The organism is Pseudomonas sp. NPDC098740 (genome assembly GCF_044760065.1).
GTDB classification, from domain to species: Bacteria; Pseudomonadota; Gammaproteobacteria; order Pseudomonadales; family Pseudomonadaceae; genus Aquipseudomonas; species Aquipseudomonas rossensis.
Genome location: NZ_JBIWAM010000001.1, coordinates 388,605 through 406,995, shown reverse-complemented (window position 1 = coordinate 406,995; position 18,391 = coordinate 388,605). Strand labels below are relative to the sequence as shown.

Genomic DNA, 18,391 nt, shown 5'->3' with positions numbered 1-18,391 from the left:
GTTGAGCGTGATGGCGAGTGGATATCTGCGCGAAGCCGATTATGCTTCAGGAAACCTTGCAGCGATGCGAGGCCGTCAGCCTGTGTGCATGCTTCGCGCAATCAGTAATCCGACGACATCAGCCCCAGGGCCTGGGTGCGGCAAATGAAAGTGAGGTACTCCGGCCTATAACAAGAACGACGGAGAAGACTCATGGCCGCAATCGACAACACATCCACGGGCAGCGCGCCCCACCACGGGATGACCAAGGAGGAGCGCAAGGTCATTTTCGCCTCGTCCCTGGGCACCGTGTTCGAGTGGTACGACTTCTACCTTTATGGGTCTCTCGCCGCGATCATTGCCAAGCACTTCTTCGCCGGCGTCAATGAGACAACATCCTTCATCTTCGCGCTGCTCGCGTTCGCCGCGGGCTTCGCGGTACGCCCCTTCGGCGCCATCGTGTTCGGCCGCCTGGGCGACATGATCGGGCGCAAACACACCTTTCTCATCACCATCGTGATCATGGGTATCTCTACCGCCGTCGTGGGTTTTTTGCCCGGCTACGCGACCATCGGCGTGGCAGCGCCGATCATCCTGATCACCCTGCGCCTGCTGCAAGGCCTGGCCCTGGGCGGTGAGTACGGCGGCGCGGCGACCTACGTCGCCGAGCATGCACCGAAAGGCAAACGCGGCTACTTCACCTCGTGGATTCAAACCACTGCAACCCTTGGGCTGTTTCTCTCGCTGCTGGTGATCCTCGCCTGCCGCACGGTCCTCGGCACAGAAGCCTTCGAGGCCTGGGGCTGGCGGATTCCGTTCCTGCTGTCGATCCTGCTGCTGATCATCTCGGTGTATATCCGCCTGCAACTCAGCGAGTCGCCGGTGTTCTTGAAGATGAAAGCCGAAGGCAAGTCCTCCAAGGCGCCGCTGACCGAATCCTTCGCCCGCTGGGACAACCTCAAAATCGTGATCATGGCCCTGCTCGGCGGCACTGCCGGCCAGGCCGTCGTCTGGTACACCGGGCAGTTCTACGCGCTGTTCTTCCTGCTGCAGACGCTGAAGATCGAACCGCAGACCGCCAACTTGCTGATTGCCGGCTCTTTGCTGATCGGCACGCCGTTCTTCGTCATATTCGGCAGCCTGTCCGACCGCATCGGCCGCAAAGGGATCATCATGGCCGGCTGCATCCTCGCGGCGCTGACCTACTTCCCGATCTTCCATGCGTTGACCCAATACGGTAACCCCGACGTGTTCATCGCGCAGGAGAAGAACCCGGTCACTGTGGTCGCCGATCCCGACCAGTGCTCGTTCCAGTTCGACCCGGTAGGCAAGGCCAAATTCACCAGCTCCTGCGACCTCGCCAAGACTGTGCTGGCGAAGAGGGCCATACCCTACAAGAACGAGAAGGCCGAACCGGGCGCCGTCGCGCAGGTCCGCATCGGTGACAAGGTGATCCAGAGCTTCGAGGGCACCGGCATGCCGGGCGCCGACTTCAAGGCCAAGAACGACGCCTTCGCCGCCACCCTCGGCACCGCGCTCAAGGACGCCGGCTACCCCGAGAAAGCCGACCCGGCCAAGACCAACTACCCAATGGTGCTGCTGCTCCTGACCATCCTGGTGATCTACGTGACCATGGTCTACGGCCCGATCGCCGCCTGGCTGGTGGAACTGTTCCCGGCGCGCATCCGCTACACCTCGATGTCGCTGCCCTACCACATCGGCAACGGCTGGTTCGGCGGCTTTCTGCCCACGGTAGCGTTTGCCATGGTCGCGGCCACGGGTGATATCTACTACGGGCTTTGGTACCCCATCGTCATCGCCGTGATGACGGCTATTCTTGGCACGTTCTTCCTGCCGGAAACCAAGGATCGGGAAATTCATCACACATAAGGCTGGCACCCGCCCTCTCCTGCCAGGGAGAGGGCAATCCAGAGACGATCAAACGGTCTACGCTCATCCACATTGCGTCGGGGTTCCTTCCCCGCGCACTGATGGAGGGCACCGTCATGATCCGCATCCTGTTAAGCGCTTTTATGCTGCTAGCGCTCGCCATCCCGGCGCAGGCCGGGGTGACGCCATTCCCTGCTGCCTTTCGAATTCAGGACATCCCGGTCGAATGCAACTTGTACTGTGTAGCAGCTGGCGGAGCCTGCTGCTACCCGGTTCGGGGCGCAATTGATCTGTTTGTTCGGCTCGTCAGGAACGCAACACGCCAATCGCCCGCCGGTATTTTTCAACGCGTTCCAGGTCTTCCCACGATGGTCGTTGGGTCAGAGCACCACAATGCCTTCCTCAAGCGCTGAGGCGACAACATCTTGAGCAGGCGCGTTGATCCAGGTTGCAGCATCGATTTCGCCCACTGACGCAAGCCAGCGCCCAACCATCTGATAACCGAGCGTATAGCCAAGCCATTTCGGGTGAGCACCCAATCCGAAAAACCACTCGCTGTGATTGTAGTGCGTGGACTCAAGGGTATTCCGGTCGACCGGTGAGCGAAGCAGATCAGCGTCGGTAACGGCACACTCCCAAGGCTCTGGATCGTTGCCGAGCAAGTGCCGGACAAACTGTCCGGCAAGTCCTTCGCTGACCAAGGCTTCACCTAACGTCCAACCGTAGCCAGGCCCCGCCATGCGCAAGCAATGATGAACCTCATGGACGATTTGTCGATGCAGCGTGCCCGTGCGCAGGCTGGGCAACAAATTCGGGTTGTCCGGGTCGATGGTCATCGTGAACATGGTGCTTCGATAAGCCCGCCCCAAGAGGCCCATTTCAGGAATGGTCTCGCCAGGGAGCCGCTGGATCAACACATCAAGTCGCGCAGGCGTCATCAAACGGGAGATCGTCTTGTAAGCAGCGTCAAATTCGCCGGTCAAATCGGAGCGAAGTTCGGCAAGGCTCCCCGAGGCTTCCAGCCAATGCAGTGTCCATGCGTCCATTGTTACCTCTGAAAAACTGTCACGAAGCCTGAAAACTCAGCCCAGCAGATGCTGTGAGATGAGTTTGGAAATCTCGACCATCGACGTCCTCCCAGTGAATTCAAACTTCACTCTGCCCAGCGCCGAGAAGTAGATTTCCAGCTCAGAATCCAGGTCGAAGGTGCCCGAGGTTTCCACGGAGTAAGCGACGATGTTTTTGTAGGGCAACGAAGTGAAGTCTTTTTTGCTGCCGGTGATGCCTTGCACGTTCACCGCGATGATTCGTTTGTTGGTAAACACCACGCCGTCGCGCATGGATTTATAGGCATCAATGACCTGCTCACCGTCCAGCAGCAGCGCGGTGACTCGCTCCGCGTACTCGTTGTTTTGCTTGAGTTTGAAAAAGCCTTTGTTGTTGAAATCGATCATCCGCCATCCCCTTCCTTAAAGAGTGTTCCCTGGATTGCCAGCGCGTGGCGCGGCGAGCATACCATCGGGCCTGCGCTTATTGCGCCCCCTCCCACAGCGGATCTAAAAAACAATGGAACCCCGCGCCTCATCGCGCTTTCGAAACCCTATCAGCGCTGATCTTTGATCAAACAAGGCGCCATTGGAGAGGAAATCCCGATGAACAGTAGACTGCTGTTTTTGCTTGCCAGCCTGAGTCCCGCCCTGGTCATGGCTGAAGGCTGTGACGTGCTGACCCGCTCCCAAAGCCCATCCGTTCCGGTGGTCGAAACGCATAGTTGCTATGAGTACGAAGGCATGCCGGTGAACGCCATCGATTGGTCATGCAGCAACGAGAGCAAGGAGATGCTGACCAGCACCAAGAAAAAAGTCGAACAGTGCGCCGATCATTCTCAGGCCACTTGCATCGCCACGTTGACGCAAGAATCGCTGGCCAATCCTCACGCCACCAGCAAGGACAAGAACAGCACGTCGCTGAGTATTCCGAACAATGCTCAGGTCACTACGTATTACTACGGCGCTGAGCATTTGAGTCAGGCGAAGATTGATTGCGAGTCGGGCGGTGGACACTGGAAAGCGAAGTAGCTGTTCAAGTCCGTAACAGCCTCTTCACCATCGGAATGCAAGCGAGTTGCAGGCCGGAGGGCGACTGGTAAATAGCCGTCTGCTCACCGACGAAACCGCATCGCCGGTAGAAGTGAGCGGCGTTCGACGTGGCGTCCAGTTGAACTTCCTCCAGCCCCAAATCCCGTGCCAGGCACTCAAGGTAATCCAGAATGCGCTTGCCAATGCCTCGCTGCATAAAGCCAGGCAGGACAAAGATCGCGCCGATTTCGCGCCTCTCCAGATCAAGCATTCCTGTCGCCACCGGTTCTCCCTGAATACACCCCAGATAAAAGTGTTTTTCCATCAGGCCGCAATATCCGTCCTCGGCTGCCCCTGACGTCCAGACGTCCAGTTGCTGTGGGGTATAGGCGCCGATGCATTGATACCGTATCGCTTGAAGGCGAATGTCGAATGCCGTCCGGCAATCGCCGTGACGGGCTCGTTTAATCTCTAACATTTCAATCTCCGTTAGCCAGTGGCGGACGGAGAACTAAAAAGCCCCGTCCATTTCTGGCGGGGCCTTGGGTAATACGTCAGATTCTAAGCACGCATGACCTCATGGCCCGCCAGAAGCGGGCATGGAGAAATGCATCATGTGCGTGCGGGGTGTGTAGGTCATGGGCAGATAGTGTTGGTGGAGGGCTGGCTTGTCAAATTTGAAGCGGAGGTAGAAAACACCAAGCGATCATTTAAGCTCCCCACCAAAGCGTTGAACGCGCACGTATCGAGCGGCCGGCTCAAGAAATAGCCTTGACCTTCGTCACACGACACCGCTTTCAGTAACTTCAGATGCTCGGCTGTTTCAATGCCCTCTGCGGTAACGGTGAGCGACAACGCGCGGCCCAAGCCCACGATGGCCTGGATGATCGACTTGTCACCCTCGCTTTCACCCAGCCTGTTTAAAAAGCTGCGGTCTATTTTCAGGCCATCGAATGGGAAGGCGCGCAGGTAGCTCAGCGAAGAATATCCCGTTCCGAAGTCGTCCATGGATATGCGCACGCCAAGGCGTTTGAGCGTACGCATTATCTCAAGCGCACCTTCAGCATCTTCGAGCATGACGTTTTCGGTAATTTCCAGCTCTACTCGGGCAGGATCGATGCCAGAGTCGAAGAGTATTTTCTGCAGGCGCTCTACCAAATTGCCTCGCTTGAATTCGATGGGCGAAAGGTTAATCGATACGAACAGACTTTCCGGCCACCGCGCGGCGTACCTGCAGGCGGTATCGATGACCCAGTTGCTCAATGAAAGAATCAGCCCGCTTTCTTCGGCAATGGGGATGAACGTGTCGGGTGATATCAAGCCAAGCTCAGGATGTTGCCACCGTACCAACGCCTCGGCACCGACCATCTGACCGTCAACGATGCGATAGCGCGGTTGGAAATGCAGCCGCAGCTCTCCGTGTTTGATCGCAAAACGCAGGTCACTTTCCAAACGGCGGCGCTCAATGATCTTCGCGTTCATATCGCCCGCGTAAAAGCGCCAGGTATTACGTCCTCCGGCCTTGGCTTCGTACAACGCGATATCCGCATAACGAAGCAGCTCAGTAGCCTCACGCGCGTCATTTGGCGCCATTGCGATGCCAATACTGGCGCTGACGAACACTTCCTGCTCATCGATCTCTATAGGTCGCTCGATGGACTCGATCAGGCGGCGACATAGCGCCTCGACTTCTTCCTGGGAGCTCACATCGATCAGGATCAGTACAAACTCATCACCCCCGACCCGGGCGACAAGGTCCCCGTGGCGCACGCAGTCAGCCAGGCGGCTCGATACTTCGTTAAGTACCCGATCACCTGCCGCATGCCCCAACAGGTCATTCACCGGCTTGAATCGATCCAGGTCCAGACTGAGCATGACCAGAGGTTGTTTTACCGTTGGCAAAGCCTTGAGTTTACCATCAAGAAACTCCTGAAGCCGTGTCCTGTTAGGCAACCCGGTAAGCGCGTCATGCTGTGAGAGAAATTCGATTCTTCGACGGGCTTCGACTTCCTCGGTGACATCAGTTGCAGTACCCCGGAATCCTCCACCGGCCATTTCTCGCGCCGAAAGACGCGTGATTCTCTCTTGGCCTCTAGTATCGACGTAGCGGCACTGAACACTGATATTCGGGCGACGGTTCGGGATGCTGAGCCACTGAGATAACGTGCCTGATTCGGTGTTCAGCAGATCATCCATCGCTGCACCAATCCAAGCGTCCCTGAAGAGCCCTGTTACATCCTCAAATCGCTCGGATAGATAGGTGAAATGCCAATCAGCGTCTATTTCCCATACCCAGTCCGAGCTGGCTTCAACGACATCGCGAAAGCGCGCTTCGCTGGTGGCGAGGGCAGCCTGACTGCTTTGCAGTGATGTGTAGCTGGCGTCAAGCGCCTGCGCACCCGCGGTCGTGCGACGCAAGATGGCCCAGGTCATCAGGCACACCAAAAGCGCGGCGATGCCGATCAATGGCAATCCTAGCCCCAATAACCGCAGACCTGGCCTGGACGGACTCCAGTGCAAACTGCCGGCAGTACCGTCCTCGCCCAATGGAAAGACAGACGTTTTGCCGATTTCGTCGGAAGTGGCGACGCGCAGGCCATTCACCCCGTAATCCCGGCCTATCGTCTCGAGTTTGGCACTGTCCAGAATGTCGACGAACATCAACACCGACGGCGACCTGTCATCAGGCACCACGGTCGGGTCAGTTCCCGGCGTAATCGCCGCGGCCGCGACCAAGGCGGGTACGCCTCCAACGACAATGAAGGCGGTTGTCGGCGTCTCTGTTTCCGCGCCTTCACGAGCCGTTTCGAGAGTTGCGTCAATGGACTGCTCGAGCCATTCCGAGACTTCAACCGACTTCAATTCACCCTTGACCACAGAGTAAACAGTGCGATTGACGTCGTTGACGACAAACACGCCCGGAAATCCAAAATCCGTGTAAAGCGTTGTCCCGACGTTTTGTCGTACGTACGCCCAGTCAGCGTCCATTTCAACATGCAGGTGCTTGTAAGCATCGCCCCAAAATGCGTAATCCTTGACGGTCGACCGCAGCGATTTTTCCAGCGATTGCATGGCCTTCTTCGTGTAGAAAGCACTTTCGACCTCCTCCGTTCGGTCTAAATCATGCGCAAGATAAACAAGTGAATAGCTGGCAAGGAAAAAAACGCCCGCCAATAGACCCGCAAACATGAACAGAGAAGCGCGTGCCAGCGATACGCTGGAACGATCGATCGATGTGCGGGCGATAGAAGGGAGATTGTTCGACATATATTCCCGCTGGACGTTGAGGCATTCGGCTGCATCTCAAGCTATCGGCTGCAGTTGCTGAAGGGTGAGTGACCATATGTCTTCCCGGGCTTATCTCCCCGCTGCCGGCTACCGTTCCAGTCCAGTCCAGCGCTTAGCTTCAGCACCGGCAGCATTCGACCTGTCTGAACGTCCAGCCCCAACTTGCAAAAGTTAGGCGAGTGCGGCTTGATCGCCTTTAAACATTCACCACATGTCTCGTCGCTGTCCGATAAGGATTTTTACAGCCTGGTCATGCATTTTTTAACCATCAAACCCATCACCGTGGCCAGGTTACTACGCTGCTTTCACAGGCTGGTATTGACATAGTTGATACAAATTTAGTCTTTCTCATTCCATCCCGATCTTGCGTATAAATAAAGCTCGTCACTACGCACCGGTGCCGTGGCCTGCATATGCATAACCCGGAACGACCATCAACCTTCGATGTTTAGGCAAGTCCTGGAGCATCACCGATGGCTGAAAAGACGCTGCAGAAGACAATCTCTCTAGCCTTGCGGGCAGACTCGACCTTCCCTGAGCCTCTGCATCAGTTATTTATACTCAAATGCCAGCTTAATAATATTTTACCGATACCAGGGTGATCCCTAGTCTTGACCCCAAGAAATGGCAGGCCGTTACCGACCTAAATCCAACTTCGAAGGGTATAGAGATGACCACTGACAAAATAAAAACAGATACGCTGATTGTTGGCGCCGGTCAGGCTGGCGTGGCCATGAGTGAACACCTGAGCAAACTCGGGGTGCCGCACCTGGTGCTGGAGCGCAACCGTATCGCCGAACGCTGGCGCACCGGGCGCTGGGATTCGCTGGTGGCCAACGGTCCGGCCTGGCATGACCGTTTTCCCGGTCTCGATTTCGACGACCTCAGCCCCGACGACTTTGCCCCGAAAGAACGCGTCGCCGCCTATTTCGAAGCCTACGCCAAGAAATTCAACGCCCCGATCCGCACCGGCGTGGACGTGCTGAAGGTTGAGCGCAATGTCGGTCGCCCGGGCTTCACCATTGAAACCTCTGAAGGCGTGATTGAGGCCAATCGCGTGGTGGCTGCCACTGGGCCTTTCCAGCGTCCGGTTATCCCGCCGATCGCGCCGAAAGATGAACAATTTCTGCAGATCCACTCGGCCGAGTACCGCAACCCGGCGCAACTCCCCGAGGGCGCTGTTCTGGTCGTCGGCGCCGGTTCGTCGGGCGTGCAAATCGCTGATGAACTGCAGCGTGCCGGCAAGAAGGTTTACCTCTCGGTCGGCGCCCACGATCGTCCTCCTCGCGCCTATCGCAACCGTGACTTCTGCTGGTGGCTGGGTGTGCTGGGCGAATGGGATCAGGCGGCCATGAAACCCGGCCGGGAACACGTCACCATCGCTGTCAGCGGTGCGCATGGCGGTCGGACGGTGGACTTCCGTGGGCTGGCCCATCGCGGCATGACACTCGTGGGTTTGACCCAATCGTTCAATGACGGCGTAGCGACTTTTCAACCGAACCTTGCCGACAACCTGGCACGCGGCGATGAGAATTATCTGGCGCTGCTCAATGCCGCTGACGCCTATATCGAACGCAATGGCCTGGACCTGCCGGAAGAGCCTGAAGCCCGCCACACCTTCGCGGATCCGGAGTGCGTGACTCACCCTATTCTTGAGCTCGACCTGACCAAGGCCGGCGTGACCTCGATCATTTGGGCCACCGGTTTTGCCACGGATTACAGCTGGCTCAAGGTTGATGCCTTCGACGACAACGGCAAACCGGCGCATCAGCGCGGCGTGTCGAGCGAGCCGGGCGTGTATTTCCTCGGCCTGCCGTGGCAGTCCCGTCGCGGGTCTTCGTTCATCTGGGGCGTTTGGCATGACGCCAAATACGTGGCTGATCACATCGCCATCCAGCGTTCCTACCTCGACTACCACGATGCGGCGCAACGCGAGGCTGAAACTGTCCCGGTCGCCCATAAAGCAACTGTCAGCGCTTGAGCCATTTTTCTTTAGGAGCCTCAAATGTCCACGCCAACTCATACCCGTATTCGCATGTTCAACACCAAGGAAACCTACCCGAACCAGAGCCTGGACAATGACTTGTGCCAAGCGGTCCGGGCCGGCAACACCGTTTATGTTCGCGGTCAGGTCGGCACTGACTTCGAAGGCAACCTGGTGGGCCTCGGTGACCCGCGAGCGCAAACCGAGCAAGCCATGCGCAACGTCAAACAGTTGCTGGAAGAGGCCGGCAGCGACCTCAACCACATCGTGAAAACCACCACTTACCTGATCGATCCGCGTTACCGCGAGCCGGTGTATCAGGAAGTGGGCAAGTGGCTCAAAGGGGTGTTTCCGATTTCGACCGGGTTGGTGGTTTCAGCGCTGGGGCAGCCGCAGTGGTTGATGGAGATTGATGTGATTGCGGTGATTCCTGAGTAAGCAGGTAAGACCGAGTCGCGGCCATCGCAGGCAAGCCAGCTCCCACATTTGATCTGCGTCGTACACAAAACTGTGGCCACTGAAGATCCCTTGTGGGAGCGGGCTTGCCCGCGATGAGGCCCGCACAGACACCTCATTTGCCAAGGCAAACCAAGGAGCAAAAACCATGACCTTCTCCATCGCCGCCCGTTGCCCCGAAACCGGTCAGTTCGGCATTGCGATCAGTTCCTCCAGCATCGCCGTCGGTGCACGGTGCCCCTGGCTGCTGCCGGGGGTCGGCGCCGTCTCTACGCAAAACATCACCTTGCCGTCGCTCGGCCCGGAAGCCCTCGCCCTTATGGAACAAGGCTTTACACCGGCCGAGGCGTTGGACAAGGTCCTGACCCGCAATGGCTACAGCCAATATCGGCAGATCACGGCGATTGACCATCTCGGCCGCACCGCGCACTTCAGCGGCGCGCAGACCTTGGGCAACCACAATGCCGTGTCCGGCGATCAATGCGTCGCTGCCGGCAACATGCTGGCGGACCGATCAGTGATCGAGGCCATGGTCGAGGCATTCGAACATGGCGAGGGTCAACTGACCGATCGCCTGCTCGCGGCCATGAAAGCAGCCATCGCAGCGGGCGGCGAGGCCGGGCCGGTGCATTCGGCGGCGGTGGTGGTGGTCGGCGAGTTGACCTGGCCGATCATCAACCTGCGGGTGGATTGGGCGGATCACGACCCGATCGGTCAGCTTGAGAAATTGTGGGACGCCTATCGCCCACAGGTTCAGGACTACATCGACCGCGCCCTCGCCCCCGACAAATCCCCTGGCTACGGTGTCGCCGGAGACGACCGATGAGCAACAGCCTCGATTTGCTGAAAACGTTGGTGGCGTTCGACACCACGAGCCGCGAATCAAACCTGCACCTCATCGAGTTCGTACGCGACCACCTCGAACGCTTCGACGTGCCTTGCGAGCTGGTCTACAACGATGAGCGCAGCAAGGCCAACCTGTTCGCAACCATTGGCCCGGCGGACCGGCCGGGCATCGTGCTGTCGGGGCACACCGACGTGGTGCCCGTCGACGGCCAGCCGTGGACCGTTGCGCCGTTCGAACTCACCGAGCGCGACGGCAAGTTGTACGGCCGCGGCACGGCGGACATGAAAGGCTACATCGCTTGCGTACTCGCGCTGGTCCCGTCGCTGGTGAAAGCCACGCTGCGGCTGCCGGTGCACATCGCGCTGTCCTACGATGAGGAAGTCGGTTGCCTCGGTGTGCGTTCGTTGCTGTCGGAATTGGAAAAACTCCCGGTCAAACCGATGCTCTGCATCATTGGTGAACCGACCGAGCTCAAACCGGTGCTGGGCCATAAGGGCAAACTGGCGATGCGCTGCGATATTCACGGTGAAGCCTGTCATTCGGCGTACGCGCCGCTTGGGGTCAATGCCATTGAATACGCCGCCGAACTGATCGGTGAACTGGGGCGGATTGGCCACCGGCTCAAAGCGCCCGAGCATCACGATGCCCGTTTCGATCCGCCATTCAGCACCGTGCAAACCGGCGTGATTTCCGGTGGCAAGGCCTTGAACATCGTCCCCGCCGATTGCCGCTTCGACTTCGAAATCCGCGCCCTGCCCTCGCATGATCCAAGTGACGTTGCGCAGGAGCTGAAGGCTTATGCCGAGCAACAAGTATTGCCGCGCATGCGTGCGGTGAGTGAACAGAGCGAGATTCGCTTCAGCGAGTTGTCGGCGTATCCCGGGTTGGCGACCGATGCGCACAGCGAAGCGGCTGAGTTGATTGCTGCTTTCTGCGGCTCCCGAGAATTCGGAACGGTAGCGTTCGGCACCGAAGGTGGTCTGTTCGACGCAGCAGGCATTCCCACCGTCGTCTGCGGCCCCGGCAGCATGGAACAGGGCCATAAACCCGACGAGTTTGTCAGCCTCGATCAACTGAACGGCTGCGATCAAATGCTGCAACGGATGCTGCTATCGATCAGCGAATAACGAAGATTTTGAATCCCCCTAAATCCCTGTGGGAGCGAGCTTGCTCGCGATGATGGCCTGGCAGTCAACAATGACTTGACTGACAGACCGCCATCGCGAGCAAGCTCGCTCCCACAGGTTTTGTGGTGACTCAACGACCTACATTTTTTAACGTCTATACCAACAATCTTTGTAATTTATCTATCCCCACCCACCGCACATCATCAACTCCAACAAGAAAAGCGTCGCCCCCGTGCAGCGCTCACCGAAGTACGTCCACGTACTCAAATTGCCTTGGAGTCCGTCATGGTTACCGCAGCAACAACCTCCGCCCCGCTCATTGAAAAACACACCATCGGCTACGTGCCGCCCGAAGATCGCCACGGAAAAACCCGCGACCTGTTCACCCTCTGGTTCGGCGGCAACATCGCGCCGCTGCCCATCGTCACCGGCGCCCTCGGCGTGCAGATGTTCCACCTGAACCTGGTGTGGGGCATCGTCGCCATCCTCGTTGGCCACCTGGTCGGCGGCGTGCTAATGGCGTTGCACTCGGCGCAAGGCCCGCAGATGGGCATTCCGCAAATGATCCAGAGCCGCGCCCAGTTCGGCTCGCTCGGCGCACTGCTGGTGGTGCTGATCGCCGGCATCATGTACATCGGCTTCTTCGCCTCCAACATCGTCCTCGCCGGCAAATCCCTGCACGGCGTGGTCGACAGCGTGCCCGTGCCCGTCGGCATCGTCATCGGCGCCCTCGGCTCCGGCATCATCGGCATCATCGGTTACCGCTTCATCCACGTGCTCAACCGCATCGGCACCTGGGTGCTCGGCGCCGGCATCGTGCTGGGCTTCGGCTACATCTTCACCCACGTACAGACCGCCGACTTCCTCACCCGCGGCAGCTTCAACATCTCCGGTTGGCTCGCCACCGTCTCGCTCGCCGCGCTCTGGCAAATCGCCTTCGCCCCGTACGTGTCCGACTACTCGCGCTACCTGCCGGCCAACGTGCCCATGGCCGCGACGTTCTGGACCACCTACCTCGGCACCGTCCTCGGCTCCAGCCTCTCGTTCATCTTCGGCGCCGTCGCCGTCCTCGCCACGCCCGTGGGCATGGACACCATGGACGCCGTCAAACTCGCCACCGGCTCCATCGGCCCGTTGATGCTCGTGCTGTTTTTGCTCAGCGTCATCAGCCACAACGCCCTCAACCTCTACGGCGCCGTGCTGTCGCTGATCACCCTGATCCAAACCTTCGCCTACCGCTGGATCCCCACCGCCAAAAGCCGCGCCGTCCTCTCCATCATCATCCTCGCCGCCTGCTGCTTCGCCGCCGTCGGCGCCTCCGCCAACTTCATCGGCCACTTCGTCGACATGGTGCTGGTGCTGCTCGTCGTGCTGGTGCCATGGACCGCGATCAACCTGATCGACTTCTATGCCATTCACAAAGGTCAGTACGACATCGGTTCGATCTTCAAGGTCGATGGCGGGATCTATGGCCGGTACAACCCGCAGGCGTTGTTGGCGTATGCGATCGGGATTGCGGTGCAGATCCCGTTCATGAACACGCCGCTGTATGTCGGGCCGATTTCGGAGCACATCAATGGGGCAGACTTGTCCTGGCTGGTAGGCCTGCTGATCACCTCCCCGCTCTACTACTGGCTAGCCAACCGCGACACCGCCTACAAGCGTCGCCTCTCAACCGGAAAACTCGCCAACAGCCTATAACCGAAGCGCACCACAAACCCTGTAGGAGCCAGGCTTGCCGGCGAAGACGTCCTCAAAAACGCCATCGCCAGCAAGCCACCCTTGCCATCGCCATCACCCTTGTAGGAGCTGTCGAGTGAAACGAGGCTGCGATCTTTTGATCTTAAGCTCGCAAGAAACCCCGAAATTTAATGAACCCCGCCCATCACCGCTCACCTAACTGAATGACTATCAGGAGGTGACCCATGCAAACCGAAACCATCTGGATCGTACTCGCCGCAATACTTGTGCTGGTCGAGATATGGGCAATCAACAAAGTGCGTAAAGCCGAAGGCAAATCAAGCAACAAACTCGTATGGATGGTGGTAATCGTGTTTGTACCGCTATTCGGGCTGATAGCGTGGGCACTGGCGGGACCGAAACACACCAATCCCAACCCGCATTCACCGCAGGCCAGGCAATGACGGCGGAGGCTGTGCGGTAAGGATTTTTGGAACTGCTCCATCCCAAAGAACAAAGCCACGATAATTCGGGGCTTTGTTGTTTCTGATCACCCGATTCTATAAACCTGACGTCCGAAAATCTCGTAGGAATTTACCCTTTGTGGCGAGGGGATTTATCCCCGCTGGGTCGCGAAGCGGCCCCAAAACCTGCACCCCATTTCCCAAGGCACTCCACACAGCCCGAATCACCGCGACAAGCCCGAAAACATTGGCAATCAGCCTTGCCACAACAAGCGCCCAACCGTCCTACAGCCCGGTTGTGAGCACAAAAATGCACGCCTATATTCGACCTGTCGCTGACCGCAGTTAGCGATTGGGTTTCGCAGCCCGCTAGATTGACACCAAAGTACCGTCAGGCATGATGCAGCCGCTTCTGGTTGCATTAGTTTTATGGCGGTTGTGCGTGGGAGACCCTCGGGTCTGCCGGGTTTTTGGTGTGGGTCTCCGGTCTGCGAACCCGCGCACAGCTGCCACCCATTTGTTTCGCAGCAGAAAGGTGGCAATTCTTCTTTTGTGAGGATTTAGACCATGACGACCCAAAACCCGCCGCGCCGCTTCACCCCCATGTCCCAATTCGCCACCGACTACCCCGTCCTGCTCATCGACAGCGACGCCCCACTCCGCGAACTCCACAACTGCGTCAGCGAACGCCTCAGCGCCGTCCTCAAGTACCTCAACCTCATGGCCTGCACCAGCCTCCCCGACTACGCCGAAAACGACATCAACACCGTCACCAACATCGCCCGGATCATGATCCAGGATGTGAGCGATGTGTTTCGGGTGATTGAGCAGCGTGGGTTTGATACCCCCAAAGGCCAGTGATCGAATCTCAATCAAAAAACCACGTTGGTGCGGGTTTTGTTGCCTGGATTGTGACTGGCAACAATCGGCCAAAAGCGAACAGAGACGACGCGACGGTTTTTTGTTATGTTCAGCGTCGCGTCGAATCAAACATGTGAATAAAGGACTAATAACTTGCCCCTCTCATCTGCTACCTTCGATTTTTCAGGTTCGACCGCCATCACTGACGAAGGCATTAGGAATCATTTTAAAAGAGACCTAGAACCGTGGCAGCCAATCGCTGAACTCATATGGAACGGGTTCGACGCAGGGGCCAAATCCGTACGAGTGATCACGCGCGAAAACGATATGGGTGGAACTATATCTGTCACAGTACTAGATGATGGTGAAGGGATCGACTTTACTAAGCCGATGGATAACTTCAGACGTTTCAATGACTCCTTGAAGAAACGATCACATTCCACTCACGGTTCAAAAGGCCGAGGAAGACTGGCGTTTCACAAAATTTGCGCCAACGCCATTTGGCATACAAAGTTTCTTGGCAGAAATGCGATCATCGGCATACAAAGCTCGTCTCTAAGTACGATTAACGGACATGAAATCCCTGAAAACGAGCAAAACGCTCTTCTATCCTCGAAGCCTCAGGGCACATGTGTAGAACTTACAAATTTCACTAATAACCTTCCAGAACAACACGAATTAGTCCATCAGTTACAACTGGAGCTCGGATGGCATTTGGCGTTCAATCCTGAAAAAAGCATAATACTCAACGCCACCCAAATATCTCCACCTGCGCATACATTGACCAAAGAAACAATACACGCTGAAGGAATTGAGTTCTCCGTTGAGTTGATACAGTGGGATGAAAAACTCAATTCAGAGAAATCCTATACATATCTAAGGGGAAGTGACGGCATACCTTTACACCACATGCCTAGCAGCCTGAACCAAAAACCTGGATATCATACAAGTCTTTTGGTTTCATCCCCTTGGCTAGATGCATTGTCCGGCGGTGAATCTGAATTACGCTCAACCTTCAACGAGCTATCTGCTTCAAAAGTCTGGAAGGGTTTTTCCAAGCTACTTTCGGCTTTTACTCAAAATCATTATCAAGATTTCCTTGCGCGACTAGCAGACGAACAGATTGAAGGGTTTATCGAGGAAGGTGATTTTCCTGACTATAAAGGTATAGACCCAGCATATTCCAGCTGGAGGCTTGGTAATACTAAACGCATCGTAAAGGGCATCATTCTTGCTGACCCAAAGCTATTTAAAAACAGCAATAAAAAGCAAAGAAAAATAATAATTAGGCTGTTAGATAAGATTTCCGTCTCCAGCGAAAATAGTTCCTTGTTTGAGATTTTAGACAGCGTGCTAGATCTCAATTCTGCCGATATTGAAAATTTTGCAGCACAACTTAAACGTTCAAAACTTCAGAATATTATTCAAACAATTGAGTCCCTTCAGAAGCGTGAGCATGCAATTACTAGAATTGCTGAAATAATGCGGCACCATTACAAGGTAACGCTTGAGACGCCGGATCTTCAAGGTGTCATAGAGAACAACACTTGGCTATTCGGCAATCAGTATGAAAGCATTGGCGCTGAAGAAGATACATTCACGAAAATCGCCAAAAATCTAAGAAATTCAGTGAAAGGCATTGAGCTCATTGAGAACGATGATCTTGAGGATATTGCAACTGTAGATGGCGCAAATCGTCAAGTTGATCTATTCCTAGTGAGAAGACAAAAACAATACGACTCTAACAATCAACCATACTTCAGATGCGTGATTATTGAGATAAAGCGCCCGAGCGTATCCTTAAACACAAAACACCTGCGACAAGTAGATGACTATGCAACTATTTTGTCTCGACATCCAGAATTCAATGGCATAAGAACGAAATATGAAATCGTACTTGTAGGACGAAAAATTTCAGACTTAAATTTTGACATTCACGAACGACTCAACAATCTCGCTGACAGAAACGATCCGGGACTAATAGGTGCTGGCACCACGACGAACCCTATAAAAAAATATGTGAAAACTTGGCAGACCATCATCGAAGAATTCAGAATCTCCCATGATTTTATGTTGAGTACTTTAAAAACTCAACGAGACAGCCTAGAGATTGAGACAACCAAAGAAGAGTTGTTAGAGTCGCTTACAGTAAGCGTAGAATAGCTGCTCACCGTTTTGCAAGCTATCCAAGTTAAGATGGGGGATGCATTCAGATAGACGGTGTCGGCAAGCTAACCGCTATTTTTGTGGGAAGCGTCTGACATATTTACTGGATTTACCGTTATGAGAAGAAAAGGTGGCAGGTCTTTTTTTTAAATATCTGTCACCTTTATGGTCCAGAAAAGATGGTCAATTCCACGACAATCGTAGTAACGCAGGAAAGTTCAAAAAGATAATCGTTCTTGAAAATTAAAGAACCAGAATATTGCAAGAAAAGGTGGCAGAATTCTTAGCCCAGGCTACAGAACTACCACCTTATATATCCAAATCCATTGTGGTTTATTTGCCACTACAAGTCCAAAAATATCATCAGGCAATGCACATAAATGTCGATAGCAAGTAGCGCAATGAGTGAAATAAGACGTTCGCCGATTTCAACATTTTTCGGTGCATTTGGTGTCCTGATAGCCGCTCTTGGTTTATTTTTAGCGTGGAGCCAAAACCACACAATCTCACCACTCACTCCCACAAATTCAATCCAGGCTAGCCAATTACACACCGCCATTGAACTTAAGAATGTATTAATTATAATATCTTACTTTTTATCCTCTACGATTGTAGGCGCCATAGCTATTAGACTACTGTCAAGAAAGCACGACATTACCGCATTTTTTGCGTCAATCCCGTTGGTTTCATTAATAAACTTTTCTACTATTCTTATCATTTATTTAGCACCACCACGCGCAATGAGCGCACAACTCTTCACGTCAGCTCACGACATAGTGCTTTATTCATCAGTGGCAATTTATATAGCAATGTGTGGAGCAGCAGTACTTCGAGATTTATATTCAACAGGGCGGAAAAAATATTCTGACACAGAAGGTAAGAATGACGAAAAGGAGCCAGACGGGTTAGCATTTATAGTTTTTGGCTTTATTCTACTTGCTATATGGAGCTCAGTAGTTTTTGCAGGACAAAAGCGATTGACACAAACCTTTCTTCCTGAGATTACTCATCCTATAGAAGTAAAAGCCACCAAGGATACTGATCATTAGAAACTCACACATCTTCTAAAACAAAAACACAACGGCTATAACAAAACACTTCTATCATTAACAATCACCAATCAATGTATTTTTTGTAGTATTTAATTAAGGCTCAACAAAATGGAAAAAAACGAGTATAAAAAATGCTACGAGGACGAACTTGATTGGTCGTCGATCGACCAACTACACGAAGCCACGCTACAAATCAGCAATCAATGCTTTGAATACAAAAAGCTGTGCGTTGGTATAATTGGCATAGTAGTCGCTGCATTGCTTAAGCTTGGGACACCTGCAAGTCTGAGTGCAATCTCAAACATATGCATTGTCATTAGCTTGGGCTTCTGGTTTTGTGACGCTACCGCGTACTATTATCAACGGGCCAACAGACAGAAAATAAACAAACTCCTAGATCAAATAAAAACTCGAAACTCCAATGAACAAGATCACGTTTCCAAGCTTAAAAACTCTTGGTTCAACGCCTTTTTTAATCGTTCAATGAGTCTATATCTTTATGCTCTGACTATTTGCCTT

General features: G+C 54.7%; 16 protein-coding genes and 1 pseudogene. 13 read left to right on the top strand and 4 right to left on the bottom strand.

The genetic code is table 11. The features are described from left to right. Nucleotides 1-192 precede the first annotated feature (192 nt). Entirely contained in the window at nt 193-1,869 is a 1,677-nt protein-coding gene (locus ACIQU2_RS02045; RefSeq protein WP_403138095.1) for an MFS transporter, read from the top strand. 116 nt (nt 1,870-1,985) lie between these two features. After that, a complete protein-coding gene (locus tag ACIQU2_RS02040) occupies nt 1,986-2,282 on the top strand; it encodes a hypothetical protein (protein WP_403138092.1) in 297 nt (98 codons plus the stop codon). On the opposite strand, the gene ACIQU2_RS02035 is transcribed toward ACIQU2_RS02040, so the two are convergent. Then, entirely contained in the window at nt 2,250-2,915 is a 666-nt protein-coding gene (locus ACIQU2_RS02035) for a DUF2268 domain-containing putative Zn-dependent protease (RefSeq protein WP_347804282.1), read from the bottom strand. The genes ACIQU2_RS02040 and ACIQU2_RS02035 overlap by 33 nt on opposite strands. A 36-nt stretch (nt 2,916-2,951) precedes the next feature. Further along, nucleotides 2,952-3,323: a PH domain-containing protein gene (locus ACIQU2_RS02030; protein WP_046049313.1), complete on the bottom strand. Its 372-nt coding sequence runs from the start codon at nt 3,321-3,323 to the stop codon at nt 2,952-2,954. A 198-nt stretch (nt 3,324-3,521) separates the two neighbouring features. On the opposite strand from ACIQU2_RS02030, the gene ACIQU2_RS02025 reads away from it, so the two are divergent. Next, nucleotides 3,522-3,947 carry a hypothetical protein gene (locus ACIQU2_RS02025; RefSeq protein WP_347804280.1) on the top strand — a complete coding sequence of 142 codons (426 nt, stop codon included), beginning with the start codon at nt 3,522-3,524 and terminating at the stop codon, nt 3,945-3,947. Nucleotides 3,948-3,951: 4 nt separating this feature from the next. Here the strand turns inward: ACIQU2_RS02025 and ACIQU2_RS02020 are convergent, their stop codons facing one another. Together ACIQU2_RS02020 and ACIQU2_RS02015 are read right to left on the bottom strand one after the other, a co-directional pair. Beyond that, nucleotides 3,952-4,425, bottom strand: coding sequence for a GNAT family N-acetyltransferase (locus ACIQU2_RS02020; protein WP_403138088.1), 474 nt, complete (start codon nt 4,423-4,425; stop codon nt 3,952-3,954). 158 nt (nt 4,426-4,583) lie between these two features. Beyond that, nucleotides 4,584-7,214 carry an EAL domain-containing protein gene (locus ACIQU2_RS02015; RefSeq protein ID WP_403138085.1) on the bottom strand — a complete coding sequence of 877 codons (2,631 nt, stop codon included), beginning with the start codon at nt 7,212-7,214 and terminating at the stop codon, nt 4,584-4,586. Nucleotides 7,215-7,460: 246 nt separating this feature from the next. Between ACIQU2_RS02015 and ACIQU2_RS02010 the strand changes: the two are divergent. The 10 genes and pseudogenes from ACIQU2_RS02010 to ACIQU2_RS01965 all read left to right on the top strand — a co-directional run. Continuing rightward, nucleotides 7,461-7,609: pseudogene (locus ACIQU2_RS02010) on the top strand (DinB family protein); the annotation flags it as partial. Nucleotides 7,610-7,905: 296 nt separating this feature from the next. Beyond that, the gene (locus ACIQU2_RS02005; RefSeq protein WP_403138083.1) at nt 7,906-9,216 is read left to right on the top strand and encodes a flavin-containing monooxygenase; all 1,311 of its coding nucleotides are present in this window, start codon (nt 7,906-7,908) and stop codon (nt 9,214-9,216) included. 24 nt (nt 9,217-9,240) lie between these two features. Beyond that, on the top strand, nt 9,241-9,657 hold the full coding sequence (locus ACIQU2_RS02000; protein WP_347804276.1) for a RidA family protein: 417 nt from the start codon (nt 9,241-9,243) through the stop codon (nt 9,655-9,657). Between the two features lie 166 nt (nt 9,658-9,823). Beyond that, nucleotides 9,824-10,501, top strand: a complete 678-nt coding sequence (locus ACIQU2_RS01995; RefSeq protein WP_403138081.1) for a DUF1028 domain-containing protein — start codon at nt 9,824-9,826, stop codon at nt 10,499-10,501. Next, nucleotides 10,498-11,649 (top strand): acetylornithine deacetylase, encoded by a 1,152-nt coding sequence (gene argE / locus ACIQU2_RS01990; RefSeq protein ID WP_403138080.1) that lies wholly within the window; start codon nt 10,498-10,500, stop codon nt 11,647-11,649. The genes ACIQU2_RS01995 and argE overlap by 4 nt, the downstream gene beginning before the upstream one ends. 285 nt (nt 11,650-11,934) lie before the next feature. Continuing rightward, nucleotides 11,935-13,350 (top strand): purine-cytosine permease family protein, encoded by a 1,416-nt coding sequence (locus tag ACIQU2_RS01985; RefSeq protein ID WP_403138077.1) that lies wholly within the window; start codon nt 11,935-11,937, stop codon nt 13,348-13,350. A 224-nt stretch (nt 13,351-13,574) separates the two neighbouring features. Further along, nucleotides 13,575-13,793 carry a PLD nuclease N-terminal domain-containing protein gene (locus tag ACIQU2_RS01980; RefSeq protein WP_403138076.1) on the top strand — a complete coding sequence of 73 codons (219 nt, stop codon included), beginning with the start codon at nt 13,575-13,577 and terminating at the stop codon, nt 13,791-13,793. 567 nt (nt 13,794-14,360) lie between these two features. After that, entirely contained in the window at nt 14,361-14,654 is a 294-nt protein-coding gene (locus ACIQU2_RS01975; RefSeq protein ID WP_095132223.1) for a fructose-bisphosphate aldolase, read from the top strand. Between the two features lie 153 nt (nt 14,655-14,807). Further along, a complete protein-coding gene (locus ACIQU2_RS01970; RefSeq protein ID WP_403138073.1) occupies nt 14,808-16,817 on the top strand; it encodes an ATP-binding protein in 2,010 nt (669 codons plus the stop codon). Nucleotides 16,818-17,200: 383 nt separating this feature from the next. Next, on the top strand, nt 17,201-17,869 hold the full coding sequence (locus ACIQU2_RS01965) for a hypothetical protein (protein WP_403138071.1): 669 nt from the start codon (nt 17,201-17,203) through the stop codon (nt 17,867-17,869). Nucleotides 17,870-18,391 lie beyond the last annotated feature (522 nt).